The organism is Rhizorhabdus histidinilytica (assembly GCF_900167915.1).
Lineage (GTDB): Bacteria > Pseudomonadota > Alphaproteobacteria > Sphingomonadales > Sphingomonadaceae > Rhizorhabdus > Rhizorhabdus histidinilytica.
Map to the genome: position 1 here is coordinate 1 of NZ_FUYM01000006.1, position 21887 is coordinate 21887.

A 21887-nucleotide genomic window follows, 5' to 3' on the forward strand; every position below is an offset into this window, starting at 1 on the left:
GCTTGGCTTTAACCGAACCCCGACGCCTTGAAGCCGTCGAAACCCGGAGCCGCCGCCCACATGTCCCTTCATCTTCCAACAATGTCAAAGAACCGAAAACCTTCCCTCCCCCAAGATCGCTCTTCGGGTGATCGACTTGTCGATCGGGAAGTCGGTGGCGCCTCGGTGAACCGCGTCGCCGCCGTCGGTGGAGGGGCTTCTATGGGCGAGGCCTCCGCCGGTCAACAACAAAATTACAACTTTTTTGCAGCGCAAATAGAGGCCCGGAATCCGGGGCTTTCAGCGCTGCATCAGAAGAGGAGATAGGAAGCGGCGACGCCGAATCAACCCCGCCGCGATTCGGGCGGCGGGAATCGCGCCGCCCGACAAGTCACTGGAACGAGCCGCTTTTCCTGTCCTGCCATCATGCCCGGTCTGCGACCGATCACGAGAGGGCATCGCTCAGGCGCCGCGCGGGCTCAACCTCAGGCGGTCTGGATATACTCGCGCATCGCCGCAGCCTCCTGCTCGATCCGCTCCATCCGCGCCTTCACCAAGTCGCCGATCGAGACGAAGCCGACCAGCACGCCGTCGTCGACCACCGGCAGATGGCGAATCCGGCGCCGCGTCATCATCGCCAGCGCCTCGAGCGGCGTGGTCCTGCTCGTCACCGTGATCACCGGGGAGGTCATCGCCTCGCGCACCGGCCGATCAAGGAAGGCGGCTCCGTCGCGCCGCATGCCGTAGATCATGTCGCGTTCGGACAGGATCCCCACCACCTGTTCCCGGTCGATCACCGGCACCGCGCCGATCCGCTTGTCCGCGAGCAGCGCGAGCGCTTCGACCACCGGCATGTCCAGCGACACGCTGATGATGCTGTTCTCGCCTCGGTCCTGCAGAATCGCCGCAATCGTCATCTCGGCCTCCTTCCCCAACATGGTTCGTCCGGGGGCCGCATGGCCCTGGACTGTCAATGCCGGGTCCGGGTCGTCCGTTCCGCAACGGAGGTCCGAATGTCGCCGGGTCCCGGCGGGGTTGATGATCCCACTTTTCCGCCCCAAATGGAAGCCATGTCGAAGCCCCGCAATCACCTGTCCGATCCCCAGCAGGCGGCTCGCGCCTGGCTTCGCTTCCGCTGGATCATGCGTTGGGTGATCGCGACCGCCATGTTCGCCGTCGCCGCCGCGCTCCTCTATCTCTGGGCGGACGGATCGCCGCTGACGGTGGCGGTGGTGATCGCGACGAGCGCCGGGGTCGCGCTGTCGGTGCTGCTCGCCGGCGCGCTGATGGCGCTGATCTTCATGAGCTCGGGCACCGGCCATGACGAGGACGTCGCCCATTTCGAACCCGAGGACGGCAGCCGCTGGGACAGGCGCCCCCGCGACTGAGCAAAAACCGGGACTGAACGCAAAAGGGCGACCCGAAGGCCGCCCTTTCGTTTTCCAGCCATATGCGAAGCCGCTCAGGCCGCTGCGGTCTCACCGCGCGGTTTGCGGGTCCGGGTCCGCGGACGCGGGGCTTCGTCGCCCTCGCCGCCGTCATTGACCGGTGCCTGCAGCGTCAGCGACGGGGGCAGGCGATCGACCTCGATCTGCTCGGCCGCCTCGGCGGGCTTCGCCTTCGGCGGGCGGCCACGACGGCGGACCGGCGCGGCGGGCTCCTCCTCGGCGGCAGCGAGCGGCTCGGGCCCCGCCTGGGCCAGCGGCAGCTCGGGCGCCACCGACGGCGCCTCGACATGACGATCGGTACGCGGGGCGCGGCCACGGCGCGGCCGACGATCCTCGTCCTCGCCGTCGGCATCGACGGGGGCCTGGGCCTGGGCCGTAACGGGCGCCTCGGCCTCGACATCACGGTCGCGGGCATCCCGCTCGCGGCGCGGCTCGGCATCGCGGTCCCGGTCGCGGCGATGGAAGCCCCGCTCCTGCCCGGGGCCACGCGCCGGCTGCTGCTCGTCGGCGCCGATCCGCTCGCCCTCGTCGCCATATTCCTCGTCGGCGGCGCCGCTGAACTCGTCACGGCGCGGACGCGGCTGCTGATCCTCGAAGCGCGAGCGGCTCTCGCTCAGCACCCGGAAATAATGGTCCGCGAACTGCAGATAATATTCGGTGTTGACCCGGTCGCCCTGCATCTGGGCGTCGCGCGCCAGCGCCTTGTATTTCTCAAGAAGCTGGGCCGCGTTGCCGCGCGCACGATTGTCGATGCGGTTGCCGCGATCCTGGCCGCCGTTGGAACCGTTCGGCCGGGGCGCGCCCGACCCACCGCCACGACCGCGACGGCGGCCGTTCTGCCGATTATTGATCAACTTTCCGATGTCCTCGTCACTGGTGGTATCGGTTCACCACTCCCATTTCCGGGACCACCCCGGAACCTGTCGGGGCCCCGCCCCAAACCGTCCTATGATGCACGCCGCCCCAAGGCGCGGGCCGGTCAAGGCCCGCATCCGCCATGTGACAAGGCCGCCGAAAAAGGCGTCCGTGACATTGGAGGTCGTAGCATCGGGCCGGTGCGCAATGGCATCCCGAGCCCTGTCCATGGACCTGATGTAGGGGCTCGCGCGGCATTTTCCAAGCGGAATATGCTGGCTTTCGACAAAAGGTTCAGGCGCGGACGAGGATCGCCCGGTCGCGCCCCGCGAGATCGCGGCGGACCGATCCGGCGAGCCCGTGGCGGGCGAACAGCGCGACCACGGCATCCCCTTGCTCCGCCCCGATCTCGACCGCGGCAAGGCCGCCCGGCGCGAGCAGCCGGCCGATCATCGGCGCCAACCGGCGATAATCGTCGAGCCCGTCGGGGCCCGCGAACAGTGCCGAGGCCGGCTCGTGCCCCACCACGTCGGGCGCGAGGCGCGCGCCGCTCTCGACATAGGGGGGATTGCACAGCAGCAGGTCGAAGCGCTCGTCGATCCCCTCGGCCCAGTCGCCCATCCGGATCTCGGCCCGGCCAGCCAGGCCCAGCCGGGCGGCATTGTCCCGCGCGATCGCCGCCGCAGCCGCGGACCTGTCGACGCCGATCCCGCTCGCCGCCGGCCATTGCGCCAGGGCCGCCAGCAGTAGCGCCCCCGATCCGACGCCGAGGTCGAGGATGCGCGCCGGCCCCGCAGCGGCGAAATGCTCGACCGCAGCCTCGATCAGCGTCTCGCTGTCGGGACGCGGGATCAGCACGCCGGGGCCGACCTTCAGGCTGATCGTCCAGAAATCGCGCTCGCCGACGATATAGGCGACCGGCTCCCGCGCCAGCCGCCGCGCCAGCAGCGGCTCGAACGCGGCAGGCGCGGGATCGTCGAGCCGTCCCAGCAGCATCCCATCCCGCGACACGCCCAACGCATGCGCCATCAGCAGTTCGGCATCGAGCCGCGCGGTGTCGCTGGTCGCGGAGAGCGCCGCCGCCGCGCGGACGAGGGCCGCGCGAACCGTCTCAGCCATCCAGCTGAGCGAGCCGTTCGGCCTCGTCCTCGGCGATCAGTGCGCCGACCAGTTCGTCGAGCCCCGGCCCTTCGAGGATTTCCGACAGGCGGTGGAGGGTCAGGTTGATGCGATGATCGGTCACCCGCCCCTGCGGGAAATTATAGGTGCGGATGCGTTCGGAGCGGTCGCCCGACCCGACCATCGACTTGCGCGCGCCGGCCCGCTCGCTCGCCAGCCGCTCACGCTCCATCTCGTAGAGCCGGGTGCGCAGCACCTTGAGCGCCTTGGCCTTGTTCTTGTGCTGAGACTTCTCGTCCTGCTGGATCACCACCAGGCCGGTCGGCAGATGGGTGATGCGGACCGCGCTGTCGGTGGTGTTGACCGACTGGCCGCCTGGTCCCGACGACCGATAGACGTCGATCCGCAGATCCTTGTCGTCGATATGGACGTCGACCTCCTCGGCCTCGGGCAGCACCGCGACGGTGGCCGCCGAGGTGTGGATCCGTCCGCCCGATTCGGTGACCGGCACGCGCTGCACGCGGTGGACGCCGCTCTCGAACTTCAGCCGCGCGAACACCCCCGCGCCGGTGACGCTCGCGACCACTTCCTTGTAGCCGCCGAGGTCGGCCGCGCTCGCCGAGATCAGCTCGACCCGCCAGCCGCGATCCTCGGCATAGCGCTGGTACATGCGGAACAGGTCGCCCGCGAACAGCGCCGCCTCGTCGCCGCCGGTGCCGGCGCGGATCTCGAGCATCGCCGAACGCTCGTCCGCGGCGTCGCGCGGCAGCAGCTTGAGCGCCAGCGTGCGTTCCGCTTCGGGCAGGCGGGCGCGGATCTCCTCGGCCTCCTCGATCGCCATGGCACGCAGCTCGGCATCACCCGCCTCGTCCTCCGCCATGCCCTTGAGCACCTCGAGCTCGGCGCGCAACCGCCGCACCTCGCCCGCCGCCTGGGCGACCGGCTCGATCTCGGCATAGTCCTTGGAAAGCTGGACGAACTGGTCCGACGGCAGGTCGCCGCGCGCCATCAGCGCCTGGAGCTCGTCGCGACGAGCCTCGATCTGCGCGATCCGCGCCGAGGTTATCCCCGCCATGGCGTCAGCCCCGGATCGCCGCCACGAGAGCGTCGATCGCCACGGGGCCCTGGGTCTGCGCGGCCATGTCCTTGAGCGACACCTCGCCGCGCGCGACCTCGTCGTCGCCGATGATCACCGCATAACGCGCGCCGCTGGCATCGGCCTTCTGCATCCGCCGCTTCATATTGCCCTTATAGGCCATGTCGGCAGCGATGCCGGCGCGGCGCAGGTCGGCCAGTGCGCGGGCCGCGAGGGCCTGTGCGCCTTCGCCCATCGGCACCACCGCGACCTCGATCCGCTCGGGCGCCGGCAGGTCGATCAGCATCGCCAGCCGCTCGATCCCCGCCGCCCAGCCGACCGCCGGCGTAACCGGGCCGCCGAGCGTCTCGATCAGCCCGTCATAGCGGCCGCCGCCCAGCACCGTGCCCTGCGCGCCGAGCCGGTCGGTGACGAACTCGAACGCGGTGTGGCGGTAATAATCGAGCCCGCGCACCAGCCGCGCGTTGCGCGTCCAGGCCACCCCCGCGGCGTCGAGCCCTTTGGTCACCGCCGCGAAGAAGGCGCCCGCCTCGGCCGAAAGATAATCGTCGATCTCGGGCGCGGCGTCGGCGATGGGGCGATCGCGCGGGTCCTTCGAATCGAGAATGCGCAGCGGGTTCTTGGCCAGCCGGTCGAGGCTGTCCTCGCTCAGCTCGCCGCGATGCTTCTCGAAATGCGCGACCAGCGCGGCGCGCCACGCCTCGCGCGTCTCGCCGTCGCCGAGCGTGTTGAGCGTCAGCGTCACGCCGTCCGCGACCCCGAGCTCGCGCAGCAACTGGTCGGCCATGCACAGCAGCTCGACATCGGCCTGCGGCTCGGCGGCGCCGATCACCTCGGCGTCGAGCTGGTGGAACTGGCGGTAGCGCCCCTTCTGCGGCCGTTCGTAGCGGAACAGCGGGCCGTGGGTCGCGACCTTGAGCGGCGCATGCTGCTGCCAGCCCTCGGTCAGATAGGCGCGGGCGATGCCGGCGGTGAATTCGGGGCGCAGCGTCACCGAATCGCCGCCGCGGTCCTCGAAGCTGTACATCTCCTTGGAGACGACGTCGGTCGTCTCGCCCAGCGAACGGGCGAAGACCGCGGTCGGCTCGAACACGGGCACCTCGACCCGGCCGAAGCCATAGAGGCGGCGGACCCGATCGAAGGTCTGGACGACATGGCCGAAGCGCAATGCCTGCTCGCCCAGCATATCCTGCGTGCCCCGGATCGGGCGCGGTGTTTCGATCCTGCTCATGCCGCGCCCTTATCGTCCCTTTGGCCGGGGTGGAAGCGCTTTGCGATTCCCCGGCCATGTGGGGACGGGCGATGCGGAGGCCCGAAAATCATGGTAAAAGCATAGCTTGCAGGGACTTGGCGCGCGCGAACGCCCTTCCGTCGCGGAAAACCGCCATATCATCCCTATTGGCGCTTGGAATCCGATGCGGTGCAGCATAAAGGCGCGGCCATGAACATCGACCTCATCCCCGTGGGCGACGATCCGCCCAACAGCCTCAACGTCATCATCGAAGTGCCGGTGGGCGGCGAACCCGTGAAATATGAGTTCGACAAGAAGTCGGGCGCGTTGTTCGTCGACCGCATCCTGCACACGCCGATGCGCTATCCCGCCAATTACGGCTTCGTGCCCCACACGCTGTCGCCCGACGGCGATCCGCTCGACGCGCTGGTCGTCGCGCGCTCGCCCTTCGTGCCGGGCTGCGTCGTCCGCGCCCGCCCGATCGCGGTGCTCAACCTCGAGGACGAACATGGCGGCGACGAGAAGCTCGTCTGCGTGCCGGTCGACAGCACCTTCCCTTATTATACCGACGTCAACGAGCGTGACGACCTGCCGCAGATCGTGCTGCAGCAGATCGAGCACTTCTTCACCCACTATAAGGACCTCGAAGCCGAGAAGTGGGTGCGGATCGGCACCTGGGGCGGCGCCAGCGACGCGCGCACCATCGTGCTCGAAGCGATCGACCGGGCGAAGCAGGCCAAGGCGGCCTGACACCCTGGAAAGAACCCACCGTCATTCCAGCGAAAGCTGGAATCTCCTACCTTTCGGTAGCACCGACAGAGAAGTGAGATCCCGGCTTTCGCCGGGATGACGGCCCTCTTCTCCTCAACCACATCCCCCTTGCGCGACGACGTACCGATCGGTACGGTCGCGCCATGCTCTATCGTCGCGCCACCGGACAGCGCTATGCCTTCGTCGTCATAGCGGTCACCTTCTTCGCCCTGCTCGTCGCGGCGGCGCTGCGCTCGGCGCCGAGCGTGCTGATCCTGCCGCTCGAAGCGCATTTCGGCTGGGACCGCGCGACCATCTCCTTCGCCGCGGCGGTCGGTATCTTCCTCTACGGCCTGACCGGCCCGTTCGCGGCCGCGCTGATGCAGTCGATCGGCATCCGCCGGACGATGATCGGCAGCCTCGCGCTGATGGCGGCGTCCAGCCTCGCCAGCCTGTGGATGACCGAGAGCTGGCATTATGTGCTGAGCTGGGGCGTAATCTCGGGTATCGGCAGCGGCGCGATCGCGCCGGTGCTCGGCGCGACCGTGGTCAACCGCTGGTTCGCGACGCGGCGCGGGCTGATGATCGGCCTGCTCACCGCGAGCACCGCGACCGGATCGCTGCTGTTCCTGCCCGCCATGGCCTGGCTGACCCGCAACGGCGCCTGGACGCCGGTGGCGCTCGCGGTCGGGCTGGCCGCCGCCGCGCTGATCCCGGTGGTCTGGCTGCTGATGCCCGATGGCCCGGCGGCGATCGGTGCCGAACGCTATGGCGAAGCGCCCGGCACCCCGCCGCCGGCCGAGAACCGGCGCGGCGCGATGCTGGCGATCACCACCCTGGCCGAGGGGATGCGCAGCCGGGCCTTCTGGCTGCTGTTCGGCACCTTCTTCGTCTGCGGGCTGACCACCAACGGCCTCGTCGGCACCCACCTGATCGCCTATTGCGGCGACAACGGCATTTCGCCGGTGCAGGCGGCGGGGCTGCTGTCGCTCATGGGCCTGTTCGACCTGATCGGCACCACCGCCTCGGGCTGGCTGACCGATCGCTACGATCCGCGCAAGCTGCTGTTCGTCTATTACGCGCTGCGCGGCCTGTCGTTGATGGCATTGCCGGCGCTCGATTTCCAGCCGACCGGCCTGCTGCTCTTCGCGGTCTTCTACGGGCTCGACTGGATCGCCACGGTGCCGCCGACCGTGGCGCTGGCGACCCGCCATTTCGGCGAGGCGAAGGCGCCGATCATCTTCGGCTGGGTGATGACCGGCCACCAGATCGGTGCCGCCGTCGCCGCATTCGGCGCGGGCCTGATCCGCGAGCAGACGGGCAGCTACCTGCTCGCCTTCGCCATCGCAGGCGCGTTCGGCGTGCTTGCCGCCTTCGCCGCGATGGGTCTCGGCCACAAGGCGCCGGCCTTCGCACATTGAGCCATGGGGAACGGCGGTCGGCTTCCGCCGAAAAAGTCGAAAACAGCCCCTTGCATGGAATCGGAGCGCCCCCTATAGGGCCCCGACTTGGCTCAATCCGGTCGGCTCCCGAAGCCGAAAAAACGACCGGATCTCCGTCGGGGAGTAGCTCAGCCTGGTAGAGCACTGTCTTCGGGAGGCAGGGGCCGGAGGTTCGAATCCTCTCTCCCCGACCATTTTCCTTTCCATGCTTCATCGCTCCTCGCGCCAGCGGGCGAGCCGGTCGTCATAGTCCGATCGCCGCTCGTCCAGGGCGCGTGTCAGGCGGTCGATCGCGCGGCGGTGCTTCGCCTCCAGCTGGCGCTTGCGGCGGGACAGCGCCTCGATCTTCCGGACGACCTCGTCCAGCTCGGCCCTTCGCGCCGCCTCCGCCTCGGCCAGCGCGGCTTCGGCCCGGTCCACCGCAGCCCTGCTCGGTCGCGGCGGCGCGCGGCGCGGAGGCGCAGCGGCCCGGCTGCGCTTCGGCCGATCCTTCTCGATCGATGCCAGATGCTCGTCGGCGGTGCCCCGCGCCCGCCTGATGACGGTGCCGGGCTTTTCCAGCGGCTCGCGCGTCAGCTCCGGCTCGGTGACGAGCTCGGCCGCACCGGTCGCGAAGAGATCATGATCGCTGCCCCAGGCATCGAGGGCGGCCTTGCGGCTAGGGGCCGCGACATAGGCGTCATGAAAGCCGATCGCCGTCCGGAACACCTTCAGCCTGCGCGCCATCCCGTTTCTCCCGACAGGACAACGACGCGCGCGACGCGAGGTTCACCGAACCGCCACCACGACGCCTAGCGCCGCCGCGATCGGCCGCCCGATCCCCCGGAGCGCCACCGCTCGATCGCGAAGATGACCAGCGGCCAGAACAGCGTGTTGATCACGTCGCTGGCGGTGTCGGGCATCCAGCGGCCATGGTGAAGCCGGTCGAGGATCTCGTTGATCAATTCCGCCGCGGCGACCACGGCGAGCGGCACCGGCGAGGCGAAGGAGCGCCGGGTGAACAGCCGGGCAAGAACCAGGATCAGCAGCCCCGCATGGACGTGGAGCAGCTGATCCGGGAAGCCGGTCGCGGCGGCGATCCGCTCGACCAGCTCGGCATAGGCATCGACGATGGGGCGGAGATAGCGTTCGATCGGCATCCCCGCCTGCTGGCCGAGCCCGCGGTGAACGTCAACGGCGATCTGGAATCGGCTTCAAGACCGGGCCGCTACAGGCTGTAGAAGTCGGGGAAGCGCCGGAGCAGCTCGCCGATCTCCTGGTCGGAGATGTTGAACTCGAAACCCTCCTCCTCGCCGCGCCGGCGATAGCCGTAGACGTTGGTCCAGGACCAGCCGGGCGTGCCGTTCACCGGGAACACTTCCCAGGTCACATGGCACAGTGCGGAATCGGCCGAGACGGGTTCGACCCGATAGCCGGCGAGGCGGATGTCGGTACCGACGCCGGCGCGGCCGAAGCGGGCGATCTGGTCGGCGCAGGCCGCGTCGGCGGTCGCGCGATCCTCGAAGCTGTGGACATGGCCAAGGGTGAAGGAGATGTAGGGGAACAGATAATGGGCCGCGAGCGCCTGCCCGTCCCGATCGAGCATCGCCTGGCCATAGCTGCGGCACAGGCCCTCGGGGCCCCTCAGGCCGGTCGTCACGGTCATCTCCATCTCTCCCTCTTGCTGTGTCAGCCCTTGAACGCCTCGAAAATCCAGTCCCAATGGCCGGGCTCGGGCCCGTCCTCGAAACCGAACTCGGCGCGGATATCGGCGATCGGTCGATCGATATGATCCTCCCAGCGGATCATGAAGAGCGGCTTTTCCTGCTTCGCGCCCAGCGCATAGCCGCGCGCGAAACCCTCGAGCAGCGATGGCAGCGTCTTCGGATAATGCAGCCCCGACCGGCTGAGCGAGGTCGACATGAGGACCGTGCCGTAGAGGTTCAGCTCATGCGCGAAGTCGGTCGAGAAATAGCGGGCATTGGCGATCGTGTTGGCGGCGATCAGCGCGACCTCGCCCACCTGGCTCGGGCAGAGGCCGGTGACGATATGCTCGATGTCGTGGTTCTGGGCGCGTCGCTTGAGCAGGAACTCATAGTCGTTGCGCGGCGCGTCCTTGAACAGGAAGTCGATCTGGTAGCCGCTGCCGGCGATGAAATCATGGATGCGGGCGCCCAGCGTCCCCTCGGCGCAATGCGCCACCTGCTCGGCGGTGAAGTCGGATACGAAACGTTCGTCGAGCCAGGCGGCGAATTCGGGAAGGCGTTCGCGCTCGGCGGCGAGCAGCGCCATCGTCCGCGCCGGATCGACCACCTCGCCCATCGCCCGCGACAGGGTGGGGATCAGATAGGCGTCGGGCAGGTCGTGGCCGTCGCGCTTCAGCCCCATCTGCGCATAGACGTCGCGGAACAACGGGCTGTTGAGGAATTTGGAATTGCTGATCAGCACGCTCGACGTCGCCGGCTCCGCCGCGCCCGTCAGATAGGCCGCCTCGTCGGCTGCCAGACCGGTTTGCCCGTTCATCGCCCTTTCCCTCCCTTTGGTCCCGTCATGAAGGCCGGCTGCGCGACGTCCAGCACGACCCAGTTCCGTCCGATCAGCTCCGCCGCATGGCTGGCGCCAGCGCGGGCCAGCACCCGGCGCAGGCCGTCGGCGTCGATCTGCACCTGCGACCGGCCGCCATTGGCGAAGCGCAGCGTCACCGCCAGCGCCGTCTCCCCGTCATGCGTCGGGGTCAGCCGCACCGCCTCGATCCGCGCTTCCCCGTTCACGCCCCGGCTGCGGCGCGCGGCGGTTCGACGAACAGGATGTCCGACGGCGTGATCACGCTGATCGGTCGGAAGACGAGGTGCAGGTTCCAGCTCTTGAGCTGCTCGATCGCGGTCTCGACCGGCAGGTCGGGCAGGACCCGCGCGGCGATGCGCGGCCAGTCGTCGCCGCTCTCCGGCTGGACGAAGCGGCGCGCGGGGGCGGGCGTGGCGCTCATGCCGCGACCCTTTCCGCGACCGTGCCGGCGCGCGCGGCCGCATAGCCGCCGTCGCGGCTATAGGCGAGCGCGCCGTTGACGAAGACGCGGTCGATCCCGCTCGCCCGCCGGATGTAGCGGAAGCCGTCCGCCGGCAGGTCCTCGACCGGTATCTCCGGCCCTCGGTCGATCCGCTCGGGATCGAACAGGACGATGTCGGCGGCATAGCCGGGCCGGAGCAGGCCGCGTCTGTCCAGACCCCAGAGCCGCGCGACGTCGTGGGTCAGCTTGCGCACCGCCGTTTCCAGCGGCATCGCGCCGAAGCCGCGGACATAGCGGCTGAACAGATAGCCGGTGTCGCCATAGGTCGCGAAATTGGTGACATGGGCGCCGCCGTCGCCCGCGCCGATCCCGACCAGGGGATCGGCGAGCATCGTCGCGATCTTCGCCGCGTCGTCATGGCCGATCGCATCGAGGCCGAACGAAGTGGCGAGGTCGTCGGCCAAGGCGATGTCGATGATCACGTCGGCGATGTGGCAGCCGCGCTCGGCGGCAAGGTCGCCGATCCGTCGGCCCATCAGCGCCCCATCGGGCGTGCCCATCCGCTTCACATAGGCGTCGGCGAAGTCGATCTGCAGGCCGATCGGCATGAAGAAGTCGTCCATCTCCGCCGCCAGCGCGCGGCGGCGGTCGGGGTCGCGGAGCAGCACCAGCTTCTCCGCCTGCGGCAGCAGGGTCATCGCCCACCAGCCGGGCAGCGTCGCGAAGGTCGACATCGGCGCGGTCAGGTCGAACGACAGGTCGATCGGCCGGGTCTGCATCTGCGGCACCACGGTCGCGCCATGCGCGGTCTGCAGCCGGATGCGGTCGAGCGCGATGCCGACCAGCTCGGGCGCGGCATTGCTGTCGAACAGCGGCGAGAATGTGGTGCGGATGCCATGCCGGCGCGACAGGTCGGCGAGCAGGTCGATCCGCGCGCAAAGCAGGTCGGCGTCCCAGAATTCGGGCACGATCTGGAGGATCCCGCCCTTTTCGCCGAGCGTGGCGCAGAGGGCGTCGAGCTCCTTCGGCTCGGCCAGCCGCGCCGGCACCGGGCGGTTCTCATGGTCGATGTCGACCCACGACCCGCTCATCCCCACCGCCCCGGCGTCGAGGCATTCGCCGAGCAGCGCCTGCATCGCGGCGATCTCGGCATCGGTCGCCGCCCGCTCACGCGCCTCCAGACCCATCACCCAGAGCCGCAACAGGCTGTGCCCGACGAGCGGCGCAACGTTGACGCCGAGGCCCGGCCGGATCGCCGCCAGATAGTCGGCGAAGCTCTCCCATTCCCAGCTCAGCCCGGCATCGAAGGCGTTCTTCGGCATCTCCTCGATCTTGCGGAAGGTGGCGCCGAGCAGCTCGCGATGCTCGGCGCGGAGCGGCGCCAGGCTGAGCGAGCAGTTGCCGGGCACCACCGTCGTCACGCCATGTTCGAGCGAGGGCTGCGCCTGTCCGTCCCAGACAAGCTGGGCGTCATAATGGGTGTGCGGATCGATGAAGCCCGGCGCGATGACCAGGCCGCCGGCGTCGACGATCTGCCGGGCGAGGCCGTCGACCTCCCCCATCGCGACGATCCGCCCGTCGCGGATGCCGACGCTGCCGCGATAGGCGGGCGCGCCGCTGCCGTCGCAGACAAGTCCATTGCGAATCACGAGGTCGAGCATCGGCATCTTCTCCCACGGCGCCGCGAGTCCCCGCGGTCGCCATAGATAAAAGGTACATATTGTACCGATAAAATCAAGCGCATCGGTTCAAGCGTCTGGACTTGCCGCGCGTCGCCGTGGCAGCGTGCCGCCATGACCGAGGAAAAGGCGGCCGCGCGCGGCCGGGGGCGGCCGCGGGACGCCGAGATCGACCGCAGGATCGTCGACGCGGCGCGCAACTTGCTGGCCGAGGGCGGCTATCGCGCGCTCGCCTTCGACGCCATTTCGCAGATGACCGACATCCCCCGCTCGATGATCTACCGGCGCTGGCCGACGCGCGCGCATCTCGCCAGCGAGATCGCCAGCGGTGGCGACGGTACCTTCCCCGTGCTGATCGACTCCGAAGGGTTGGAGGCGCAGGTGCTGGCGCTCGTCCACCAGGTGTTCGACCGCTATCGGCAGCCCGACATCGGCGCGGCGGCGGTCGGGGTGATCGCCGACACGCAGGGCGACCGCGCGCTCCAGCGCGACCTGCAGGCCAAGGCCGAGGCCGACGCCCGCGCCGCCTTCGCCGCGATCGTCGCGCGGGGCAAGGCGACGGGGCGGATCGCCGCCGCGACCTGCCCCGACACGCTGTTCGACATGGTGGTCGGGCCGTCGCTCTACCGGGCGCTGTTCAGCATGGAAGCCGCCCCGCCCGACTATCCCGAGCGGGTGACCCGGATGATCATCGACGGCCTATTGGACCGCGACCGGGCCTGATCCGGTCAGGCGGCTTCGGCGCGCGCCGCCGACAGCACCGCGTCGGCCAGCTCGGGCCGGCAGATGATCAGGTCGGGCAGGTAGACGTCAGGCTGGTTGTAGCGCAGCGGCGATCCGTCGACACGCGCGCAGAACAGGCCGTGCGCCGCCGCGACCGCGACGGGAGCGCAGCTGTCCCATTCATATTGGCCACCGGTGTGGAGGTAGATGTCGGCCTCGCCGCGCACCACAGCCATCGCCTTGGCGCCCGCCGACCCCATCGGCAGCAGCTCGGCGCCCAGCCGTTCGGCGACCGCGACCGCCTCCGCCGCCGGCCGGGTGCGGCTGACGAGCATGCGGAGCGGCTGGTTGGCGGGCGGCAGCGGCTGCGGCCGATCCGACCGCAGGACCACGCCCAGCCCCGGCAGCGCCACCGCACCGACGGTTGCGACACCGTCGACCGAAAGCCCGACATGGACCGCCCAGTCGGCGCGCTCCTCGCCATATTCGCGGGTGCCGTCGACCGGATCGACGATCCAGACGCGGCCCTTGGACAGCCGGTCGGCATTGTCCTTCTCCTCTTCGGACAGCAGCCCGTCGTCGGGGCGCTGCGCGCGGAGCGCGTGGCACAGGAACTGGTTGGCGGTCTGGTCGCCCGCCTTGCCCAGCGCCTTGGCCGGGAACATCCCGCTCGCGCGCACGTCGAGCAGCAGGCGCCCGGCGAAGTCGGCGAGATGGGCGGCGAGTTCGGCGTCGGTCATGGCGGCGCTCACGGGATCAGCCTTGCGACGATCGCATCGGCCGCTTCCTCTGCGGTCATGGCGGTGGTGTCGATATGGATCTCGGGATCCTCGGGCGCCTCATAGGGGCTGTCGATGCCGGTGAAGTTCTTGAGCTGGCCCGACCGCGCCTTGGCATAGAGGCCCTTCACGTCGCGCGCCTCGGCTGCCGCCAGCGGCGTGTCGATATGCACCTCGACGAACTCGCCCGGCGCCATCATCGCGCGCACCATGTCGCGCTCCGCCCGGAAGGGCGAGATGAACGCGGTGATCACGATCAGGCCGGCGTCGGTCATCAGCTTCGCGACCTCGCCGACGCGGCGGATATTCTCCACCCGGTCGGCATCGGTGAAGCCGAGATCCTTGTTGAGGCCGTGGCGGACATTGTCGCCGTCGAGCAGGAAGGTGTGGCGGTTCATCCGCGCCAGCTTCTTCTCGACCAGGTTGGCGATGGTCGACTTGCCCGCGCCCGACAGGCCGGTGAACCACAGCACCGCCGGCTTCTGGTGCTTGAGCGCGGCGTGATGCTCGCGCGAGATGTCGGTCGCCTGCCAGTGGACATTCTGCGCGCGGCGCAGCGAGAAGTGCAGCATGCCCGCCGCGACGGTGGCGTTGGTGATCTTGTCGATCAGGATGAAGCCGCCGAGCGACCGGCTGTCATCATAGGGTTCGAACACCAGGTTGCGATCGGTCGACAGATTGGCGACGCCGATCGCGTTGAGCTCCAGCGTCTTGGCCGCCAGATGCTCCATGGTGTTGACGTTGACCTGATATTTGGGCGCCTGGATGCTCGCCGACACGGTCTGTGTGCCGAGCTTCAGCCAATAGGGGCGGCCCGGCAGCATCTCCTCGTCCGACATCCAGACGATCGTCGCCTCGAACTGGTCGGCAGCCTGGGGGGGATTGTCGGCGGCGGCGATGACGTCGCCGCGCGAGCAGTCGATCTCGTCGGCCAGGGTGATCGTCACCGACTGGCCGGCGACGCCGGCGTCGAGGTCCCCGTCCATCGTCACCACGCGGGTCACGGTCGAGGTCTTGCCCGACGGCAGCACGCGCACCTTGTCGCCCGGCTTGACCGTGCCGGCCGCGATGAGGCCCGAGAAGCCGCGGAAGTCGAGATTGGGCCGGTTGACCCATTGCACCGGCATGCGGAACGGCTTGGCCTGGTCGGAGACCTGGTCGACTTCGACCGTCTCCAGATGCTCCATCAGCGCCGGCCCCCGATACCAGGGCGTGTTGGGCGACAGCCCGGTGATGTTGTCGCCCTTGAAGCCCGAGATCGGCATGGCGACGAAGTCGCGGATGCCGATCGATTCGGCGAAGGCGCGATAGTCGGCGACGATGTCGTCGAACACCTTCTGGTCATAGTCGACCAGGTCCATCTTGTTCACCGCCAGCACGATGTGGCGGATACCGATCAGGTGCGCGAGATAGCTGTGCCGCCGCGTCTGGGTCAGCACGCCCTTGCGCGCGTCGATCAGGATCACCGCAAGGTCGGCGGTGGAGGCGCCGGTCACCATGTTGCGGGTGTACTGCTCATGCCCCGGCGTATCGGCGACGATGAACTTGCGCTTCTCGGTCCCGAAGAAGCGATAGGCGACGTCGATGGTGATGCCCTGCTCGCGCTCGGCGGCGAGGCCGTCGACGAGAAGGGCGAAGTCGATCTCCTGCCCCTGCGTGCCGACCCGCTTGCTGTCCGCCTCGAGCGCGGCGAGCTGGTCCTCGAAGATCATCTTCGAATCGTAGAGCAGGCGGCCGATCAGGGTCGACTTGCCGTCGTCGACCGAGCCGCAGGTGATGAAGCGCAGCAGCGTCTTGTGCTGGTGAAGCTCCAGATAGGCGTCGATGTCCTCGGCGATGAGCGCCTCGACCTTGTAGACGCTGGCGTCGGAGGCCGCGTTGACCGTCGTCATCAGAAATAGCCCTCCTGCTTCTTCTTCTCCATGCCGGCGCCGCCGGCATCCTTGTCGATCGCGCGGCCCTGCCGTTCGGATGTCGTGGTCAGCAGCGTCTCCTGGATCACCTCGCTCAGCGTCTTCGCCTCGCTCTCGACCGCGCCCGTCAGCGGGTAGCAGCCGAGCGTGCGGAAGCGGATCGAGCGCTCGACCGGGACCTCGCCGGGCTTGAGCGGGAAGCGGTCGTCGTCGACCATCAGCAGCATGCCGTCGCGCTCCACCGTCGGGCGCTTGTCGGCGAAGTAGAGCGGCACGATCGGCACGTCGTTGAGCTGGATATATTGCCAGATGTCGAGCTCGGTCCAATTCGAGATCGGGAACACCCGGATGCTTTCGCCCTTGTTCTTGCGGGCGTTGTAGAGGTTCCACAACTCGGGCCGCTGGTTCTTCGGGTCCCAGCGGTGATTGGCCGAGCGGAAGCTGAATACGCGCTCCTTGGCGCGGCTCTTCTCCTCGTCGCGCCGCGCGCCGCCGAACGCCGCGTCGAAGCCATATTTGTCGAGCGCCTGCTTCAGCCCCTCGGTCTTCCACATGTCGGTGTGGAGCGCGCCATGGTCGAACGGGTTGATCCCGCGCTCCTGCGCCTCGGGATTATGGTAGACGAGCAGCTCCATGCCGCTCTCGCGCGCCATCCGGTCGCGCAGCTCGTACATCGCCCGGAACTTCCAGGTCGTGTCGACGTGTAGCAGCGGGAAGGGCGGCGGCGAGGGATAGAAGGCCTTGCGGGCGAGGTGCAGCATCACCGCCGAATCCTTGCCCACCGAATAGAGCATCACCGGCTTCTCGCACTCGGCGACCACCTCGCGCAGGATGTGGATGCTTTCGGCCTCGAGCCGTTCGAGATGGGTCAGGGTCTTGGGGTCGGCGACCATCGGCGAATCCTCTGATTATCGTTCGCCGCCCTATCTAGAGGGCTGACATCGCGCCGAACCTCCCATATGGGAGGTAATATGGCGCTGACCCGCACCGACGAGATGGAACTGCTCACGGCCCTGCACGATGGGCTGCACGAGACGCCGCGCTGGGGCAGCTTCCTCGAACGGCTCCGCCGCCGGACGCGGGCCGATTACGCCTCGCTGATCTTCTCGCAGGGGCAGGCGCCGATCCATCGCGCGACCCAGGTCCATGCCGGCCGCGACGTCCGCGCCCGCGCGCACGAGTTCGAGGAACTCGCCCGCCTCGACCCGATTCCCTATGAACGGCTCCGCCCCGGTCGGGTCTATGCGCCCGAGGAGCTGATCGATGCCGCCGATCCGCGCCACGACCGCTTCCGCCACGAATATCTCAACCGGATCGGCGTCGGCCATGGGCGCTTCATGCGCGTGACCGAGCCTGGCGGAACCAGTGCCTGGGCAGTGCTGCTGCGCGACAAGGAGAATTTCACCGCGTCGGACAGCGCCATCCTCGCCGCGCTGCAGCCGCACCTGTCGATCGCCTTGCGCAACTTCGCGGTGCTGGAGCGCGAGCGGCTGCGCGCCCATGTCAGCGAGGACGTGCTGCGCCGCGCCGGGCTCGCCTGGGCGGTGCTCGGCAATGACGGGGCGGTGCAGCTCTCCTCCTCGGCCGCCGGTCCGATGCTGTCGGCCACCGGTGCGCGGATCAGCGCGGGGTCGGTGGAGGCCGAGCGGCGGCTGGCCCGGCTCGTCGAGCTGTTCACCGCGCAGCCCGACGCGCCACCGCAGCTCGCGCCGCTCGACGACGACGAGGACGGCGCACTGATCGCCCTGCCGATCGCCGAGAAGCCGCTGACGGCACCGGTCATGCCGGCCTATGCTGCGGTGGCGCGGCTGCCGCGCACGCTCGACAACCGCCATGCCCGGCTGCTCGCGGCGCGCCATGGCCTGTCGGCCAGCGAGGCCGGGCTGGCGCTCGCGCTCGCGCGCGGCCGGTCGATCGCCGAGGCCGCGGCGACGCTCCGCCTCTCGCTGGAGACCGCGCGCAACTATTCGAAGCGAATCTACGCCAAGACCGGCACGCGCGGCCAGGCCGACCTGGTCCGCGTGGTCCTCGACAGCGTCACGCTGCTGGCGTGAACTGGGGTTCGTGTACGCGCCTTAATCCGCACATCCTGAGGAGCCATTGAGCGGAGGCGAAATGGCGTCTCGAAGGACACAGGATCCTTCGAGACGGGCCTTCGCCAGGGCTCAGTCCCTCCTCAGGATGAGCGGATCAGATGAAAGCTCTCAGCTCAGGCGGTTTCCCGCACCCGCGCAGCCGCCGCCATACCCGCCTGGCGCCCGAAGAAGGTGCAGTCGGCAAGGCTCATGCCCGAGCTGTAGCCATGGCCCCAGCGCGGCAGGCCGGCCGTCGCCCGCCCTGCGGCGAACAGGCCCGGCACCGGCTCGCGGGCGCGGTCCAGCACCTCGCCGGTCGGGCGGGTCGCGAGCCCGCCGAGGGTGAAGAAGGAGAAATAGCTGCCCGCGAAATTGAGCTCGAGTGCGGCGAAGGGCGGCTCGTCGAGCACCTTCAGCCATTTGGCCGCCTTGTGCCACAGCGGGTCCTCGCCCTCGGCGGCGTAGCGGTTGAAGGTGCGGACCGTGGCGCTCAGCGTATCCTCGGGCAGGCCGAGCTCACGCTCCACCTCCTCCCAGCTCTCGCCCACCGCCGCGATGTCGATCCGCGCCAGGTCGATCGGCCGCGCGAAGATCGCATTGTCGACGAGCAGCCACACACGGTCGCCGGGCTGGTCGATCATCGTCCGGCTGACCCGGCCGTGATAGCAGTCCTCGTTGATGAAGCGCTGCCCGTTGCGGTTGACGAAGATCCCCTTCACCAGGCTTTCGGGCATGATCCACGGGCAGGTGGTGAAGAACTCGTCCATGTGGATCGCGTCGCCGCCGGCGCCCATCCCCATCAATATGCCCGAGCCGTTGTCGTTCTCGCCGATCGGATCGCTGAGCTTGAGCGCCTCGGGCGCGTAGCGGCGGATCATGTCCTGGTTCATGCAGAAGCCGCCGGTGCAGATCACCGTCGAGCCCGCGCGGACGAAATGGTCGCGATTGTCGATGCGGACGACCAGTCCGACGATCGCGGGGCCATCGGCGATCAGCGCGACGACGCGCGCATCGGTCCGCACGTCGACGCCGGCCGCGCGCACATTGCGTTCGAGAATGTCGACCAGCAGGCGCCCGCCACCCCAGCCTTCGAACTGGATGACGTGGCCGCGCGGCGCGGGGGCCGCTGTCTCGTAAAAAGGCCAGGCCTCCTCGCTGCCCGACCAGATCAGCGTGTCGTCGGTCGCCGGCTCGATGATCTTGCCGGGCACGAAGCTGCCCTTGTAGGGGACACCCTGCGCCTTCAGCCATTCATAATGGGCGAGGCTCTGCGCCGCGTAGAGATCGCATTTGGCGGCGTCCGCATCGGGCCCGCCGGCAAGCTTCAGATAGGCGGCCAGCGCCTCGGGGGTGTCGGCGAAGCCCGCCGCCTTCTGCGCATCGCTGCCGCCGCCGATATAGATCTCGCCGCCCGACAGCGCGGAGGCGCCGCCGCTGCCCGATCCCATCTCGAACAGGGTGGTGCGCGCCCCGCCGCGTGCCGCCTCGAGCGCCGCGCAGGCGCCGGCCGCGCCGAAGCCGATCACCGCCACGCCGGTCTCGATGTCCCAGCGGGGAACCTCCCCGATGGGCAGCGGGCGATGGAGCGAATAGCCGGTCATGCCTTTCTTAGCCGCGGAGGAAGGCGAGCGTGTAGCGGTTGAACTCCTCCGAACGCTCGACCTGCACCCAGTGGCCGACCTTGTTGAAGGTCATGAAGCGGGCGTCGGGGCAGGCATCGAGGAAACGCTGCGCGCCCGAGGCGGGGCAGAAATCGTCCTGCAGCCCCCAGAAGCCGAGGATCGGCATGGCCAGCTCGCCGAGCCGCGGTGCGAGGTTCGGTGTACGCATCCGCGCCAGCACGTCCTTCGACTGGGTCCGCGCCACCGCGAAGCGCTCGGCGACGAGGGCGTCGTCGATCGACGACGGGTCGTAGACCAGGTTGGTGATCAGCGCCTTCTGGTCGGCCAGCGAGAATTCGGGGCTGCCGAAGCTCGACTTCATCTTGGCGATGCCGGGCATGGCGAAATAGATGGGCAGCTCCTCGATGCAGCCCGGCGCCATCATCACGAGCTTCTCGACGAAGCCAGGATGGTCGAAGGCGAGCTGCATCGCGATGCCGCCGCCCAGCGAATTGCCGACCAGCACCGCCGAGGTCACTCCGGCCTGGGCCAACGCCTCGTACACCGTGTCGGCGAACAGCTGGAGCGTATAATCGATGCCCTCGGGCTTCGACGAGGCGCCGTAGCCGATCAGGTCGGGCAGCAGCACGCGATAGCCCGCCGCGACGAAGGCCGGCGCGTTCGACCGGAAGTTCGACGTGCCCGACGCGCCTGGCCCGCTGCCGTGGAGGAATACGACCGCCGGCCCCTCGCCGGCCTCGGCCATGCCGATCTCGTAGCCGCCCGACACCGCATAGGTCGTGCGCGCATAATCCTGGGTCATATCCTCTCCTTCGCGTCCGGCTGCCCTCAGAGGAACAGGAAGGACGGCGGCTCTCCGTTGAGCGTGCCGACCAGATCGGCGGCCATGTTGTTCGGATCATTGGCGACATGCGCCCGGGCGGCGCTGATATCGAGCCAGGGCTGGACGATCGGGCTCGACATGTAGATCGCCCGCCCGCCGAGCAGCGGCATCAGTTCGTCGACCAGCCCGGCGCAGCGGCGCACGACCGAAGAGGACTGGTAGCGGTTGAGCGCGCGCTCGGCCATGTCGAGCGGCTCGCCGCGCTCGGCCTTCGCCATCATCGCGTCGAAGCTGGCGGCGAGTGTCGCCTCCATCTCGAGAAGCTGGGCCTGCGCCTTGGCGATCGCCCCCATCAGGATCGGATCGTTCTTCGACGCCTTGCCGGTGTTGGTCGAGACGCGCTCCTTCGCGATCTGGACCGCGGCCTGGATCGCCGCCCGGGTGCCGCCGAGCGCCGCCGAGGAGACCGAGCGGACGAAGACCTGCGCCCAGGGCAGGGTGAACAGCGGCGCGTCATTCTCCTTGATCCCCGGATTGGTGCCCAGGAAGCCGTCGGCGGCGCGGTGGGTGCGATAGTCGGGGACGAAGGCGCCTTCCACGACGATGTCGTGGCTGCCGGTGCCCTGGAGCCCGAACGTGTCCCAGGTCTCCTCGATCCGATAGTCGGCGCGCGGCACCAGGAAGGTGCGCATGTCGGGGGCGTCGCCCTCGGCCTTGGGCGGCACCATCGCGCCGAGCAGCACCCAGTCGCAATGCTGCGAGCCCGAGGAGAAACCCCAACGGCCCGACAGGCGGAAACCGCCGTCGACATGCTCGACCTTTCCGACCGGCTGGTAGGAGGAGGAGATCAGCACGCTGCTGTCGTCGCCCCACACGTCGACCTGCGCCTGATCGTGGAACAGTGCCAGCTCATAAGGGTGGCAGCCGACGACGCCATAGACCCAGCCGGTCGACATGCAGCCCTCGGCGATGGTCTTGAGCACCTCGAAGAAGACGTTCGGATGCATTTCGTAGCCGCCCCAGCGCTTGGGCTGGAGGATGCGGAAGAAGCCCGCGGCCTGCATCTCCGCGATCGACTCGTCGGGAACCTTGTGCTCCGCCGTCGCGCGGCGCGCGCGCTCCCGCAATACCGGGATCATCGCCCGTGCGCGCTCGATCAACTCTTCCGCGCTGGGGATCGCGACATCACCCTTCAACACCGTCGCCATCTATCGCCTTCCTGTCACTCTCTCCCAATCCGATCGTCGACCAGATTCGTAATCTTAGCTATCGATTTCTACGCAAAGCGTCAACTATCGCCACGAAGTTTTCCGATTGCCGATCTAGCATCCTTCCCCGGCTCATGTTACGCATATATCCGATCGACT

General features: G+C 68.7%; 23 protein-coding genes and 1 tRNA gene. 6 read left to right on the plus strand and 18 right to left on the minus strand.

Annotation, left to right across the window (positions count from 1 at the left end; translation table 11 throughout):
* Window positions 1-464: 464 nt before the first annotated feature.
* Window positions 465-896 carry a CBS domain-containing protein gene (locus B5X82_RS13920; protein ID WP_079649075.1) on the minus strand — a complete coding sequence of 144 codons (432 nt, stop codon included), beginning with the start codon at window positions 894-896 and terminating at the stop codon, window positions 465-467.
* A 144-nt stretch (window positions 897-1040) separates the two neighbouring features.
* On the opposite strand from B5X82_RS13920, the gene B5X82_RS13925 reads away from it, so the two are divergent.
* On the plus strand, window positions 1041-1367 hold the full coding sequence (locus tag B5X82_RS13925; RefSeq protein WP_139385115.1) for a hypothetical protein: 327 nt from the start codon (window positions 1041-1043) through the stop codon (window positions 1365-1367).
* 74 nt (window positions 1368-1441) lie between these two features.
* Here B5X82_RS13925 and B5X82_RS13930 read toward each other — a convergent pair whose 3' ends face one another.
* From B5X82_RS13930 to hisS, 4 genes are all read right to left on the minus strand, one after another.
* Window positions 1442-2281 carry a DUF4167 domain-containing protein gene (locus B5X82_RS13930; RefSeq protein WP_079648782.1) on the minus strand — a complete coding sequence of 280 codons (840 nt, stop codon included), beginning with the start codon at window positions 2279-2281 and terminating at the stop codon, window positions 1442-1444.
* 295 nt (window positions 2282-2576) lie between these two features.
* On the minus strand, window positions 2577-3401 hold the full coding sequence (gene prmC, locus B5X82_RS13935) for a peptide chain release factor N(5)-glutamine methyltransferase (protein ID WP_079648783.1): 825 nt from the start codon (window positions 3399-3401) through the stop codon (window positions 2577-2579).
* The gene (prfA, locus tag B5X82_RS13940) at window positions 3394-4476 is read right to left on the minus strand and encodes a peptide chain release factor 1 (RefSeq protein WP_079648784.1); all 1083 of its coding nucleotides are present in this window, start codon (window positions 4474-4476) and stop codon (window positions 3394-3396) included. The genes prmC and prfA overlap by 8 nt, the downstream gene beginning before the upstream one ends.
* Before the next feature lie 4 nt (window positions 4477-4480).
* A complete protein-coding gene (hisS, locus tag B5X82_RS13945; RefSeq protein ID WP_079648785.1) occupies window positions 4481-5728 on the minus strand; it encodes a histidine--tRNA ligase in 1248 nt (415 codons plus the stop codon).
* A 210-nt stretch (window positions 5729-5938) separates the two neighbouring features.
* On the opposite strand from hisS, the gene ppa reads away from it, so the two are divergent.
* The 3 genes from ppa (at window position 5939) to B5X82_RS13960 (ending at window position 8114) form a co-directional block, all read left to right on the plus strand.
* On the plus strand, window positions 5939-6478 hold the full coding sequence (gene ppa / locus B5X82_RS13950) for an inorganic diphosphatase (RefSeq protein ID WP_079649076.1): 540 nt from the start codon (window positions 5939-5941) through the stop codon (window positions 6476-6478).
* Between the two features lie 164 nt (window positions 6479-6642).
* A complete protein-coding gene (locus B5X82_RS13955) occupies window positions 6643-7899 on the plus strand; it encodes an MFS transporter (protein WP_079648786.1) in 1257 nt (418 codons plus the stop codon).
* Window positions 7900-8037: 138 nt separating this feature from the next.
* Window positions 8038-8114 (plus strand) — tRNA-Pro (locus B5X82_RS13960).
* A 16-nt stretch (window positions 8115-8130) separates the two neighbouring features.
* Here the strand turns inward: B5X82_RS13960 and B5X82_RS13965 are convergent.
* From B5X82_RS13965 to B5X82_RS13995, 7 genes are all read right to left on the minus strand, one after another.
* On the minus strand, window positions 8131-8646 hold the full coding sequence (locus B5X82_RS13965; protein ID WP_079648787.1) for a hypothetical protein: 516 nt from the start codon (window positions 8644-8646) through the stop codon (window positions 8131-8133).
* A 65-nt stretch (window positions 8647-8711) separates the two neighbouring features.
* A complete protein-coding gene (locus B5X82_RS13970) occupies window positions 8712-9059 on the minus strand; it encodes a hypothetical protein (protein ID WP_079648788.1) in 348 nt (115 codons plus the stop codon).
* 68 nt (window positions 9060-9127) lie between these two features.
* Entirely contained in the window at window positions 9128-9565 is a 438-nt protein-coding gene (locus tag B5X82_RS13975; RefSeq protein ID WP_079649077.1) for a hypothetical protein, read from the minus strand.
* 23 nt (window positions 9566-9588) lie between these two features.
* Complete coding sequence (locus B5X82_RS13980; protein ID WP_079648789.1) at window positions 9589-10422, minus strand: Coq4 family protein; 834 nt, start codon at window positions 10420-10422, stop codon at window positions 9589-9591.
* On the minus strand, window positions 10419-10670 hold the full coding sequence (locus tag B5X82_RS13985) for a hypothetical protein (protein ID WP_079648790.1): 252 nt from the start codon (window positions 10668-10670) through the stop codon (window positions 10419-10421). The genes B5X82_RS13980 and B5X82_RS13985 overlap by 4 nt, the downstream gene beginning before the upstream one ends.
* Window positions 10667-10885: a hypothetical protein gene (locus tag B5X82_RS13990; RefSeq protein WP_079648791.1), complete on the minus strand. Its 219-nt coding sequence runs from the start codon at window positions 10883-10885 to the stop codon at window positions 10667-10669. Before B5X82_RS13990 ends, B5X82_RS13985 begins: the two co-directional genes overlap by 4 nt.
* The gene (locus tag B5X82_RS13995) at window positions 10882-12567 is read right to left on the minus strand and encodes an N-acyl-D-amino-acid deacylase family protein (RefSeq protein WP_223811138.1); all 1686 of its coding nucleotides are present in this window, start codon (window positions 12565-12567) and stop codon (window positions 10882-10884) included. Before B5X82_RS13995 ends, B5X82_RS13990 begins: the two co-directional genes overlap by 4 nt.
* Before the next feature lie 132 nt (window positions 12568-12699).
* Here B5X82_RS13995 and B5X82_RS14000 point away from each other — a divergent pair, with 132 nt between their 5' ends.
* Entirely contained in the window at window positions 12700-13308 is a 609-nt protein-coding gene (locus B5X82_RS14000; protein WP_079648793.1) for a TetR/AcrR family transcriptional regulator, read from the plus strand.
* A gap of 5 nt (window positions 13309-13313) precedes the next feature.
* Here B5X82_RS14000 and B5X82_RS14005 read toward each other — a convergent pair whose 3' ends face one another.
* Genes B5X82_RS14005 through cysD form a run of 3 tightly spaced genes read right to left on the minus strand, consistent with a single transcriptional unit; the run spans window position 13314 to window position 16893 of the window.
* Window positions 13314-14048 carry a 3'(2'),5'-bisphosphate nucleotidase CysQ gene (locus tag B5X82_RS14005; RefSeq protein ID WP_176152573.1) on the minus strand — a complete coding sequence of 245 codons (735 nt, stop codon included), beginning with the start codon at window positions 14046-14048 and terminating at the stop codon, window positions 13314-13316.
* 8 nt (window positions 14049-14056) lie between these two features.
* Window positions 14057-15979 (minus strand): sulfate adenylyltransferase subunit CysN, encoded by a 1923-nt coding sequence (gene cysN, locus B5X82_RS14010; RefSeq protein ID WP_079648795.1) that lies wholly within the window; start codon window positions 15977-15979, stop codon window positions 14057-14059.
* Window positions 15979-16893: a sulfate adenylyltransferase subunit CysD gene (gene cysD / locus B5X82_RS14015; RefSeq protein WP_047170027.1), complete on the minus strand. Its 915-nt coding sequence runs from the start codon at window positions 16891-16893 to the stop codon at window positions 15979-15981. The genes cysN and cysD overlap by 1 nt, the downstream gene beginning before the upstream one ends.
* Before the next feature lie 78 nt (window positions 16894-16971).
* On the opposite strand from cysD, the gene B5X82_RS14020 reads away from it, so the two are divergent.
* The gene (locus B5X82_RS14020) at window positions 16972-18054 is read left to right on the plus strand and encodes a helix-turn-helix transcriptional regulator (protein WP_223811137.1); all 1083 of its coding nucleotides are present in this window, start codon (window positions 16972-16974) and stop codon (window positions 18052-18054) included.
* Window positions 18055-18209: 155 nt separating this feature from the next.
* On the opposite strand, the gene B5X82_RS14025 is transcribed toward B5X82_RS14020, so the two are convergent.
* Genes B5X82_RS14025 through B5X82_RS14035 form a run of 3 tightly spaced genes read right to left on the minus strand, consistent with a single transcriptional unit; the run spans window position 18210 to window position 21728 of the window.
* Window positions 18210-19676 (minus strand): FAD-dependent oxidoreductase, encoded by a 1467-nt coding sequence (locus B5X82_RS14025; protein ID WP_079648797.1) that lies wholly within the window; start codon window positions 19674-19676, stop codon window positions 18210-18212.
* A 7-nt stretch (window positions 19677-19683) separates the two neighbouring features.
* On the minus strand, window positions 19684-20499 hold the full coding sequence (locus B5X82_RS14030; protein ID WP_079648798.1) for an alpha/beta fold hydrolase: 816 nt from the start codon (window positions 20497-20499) through the stop codon (window positions 19684-19686).
* A 26-nt stretch (window positions 20500-20525) separates the two neighbouring features.
* Complete coding sequence (locus B5X82_RS14035; RefSeq protein WP_079648799.1) at window positions 20526-21728, minus strand: acyl-CoA dehydrogenase family protein; 1203 nt, start codon at window positions 21726-21728, stop codon at window positions 20526-20528.
* Between the last annotated feature and the right edge of the window lie 159 nt (window positions 21729-21887).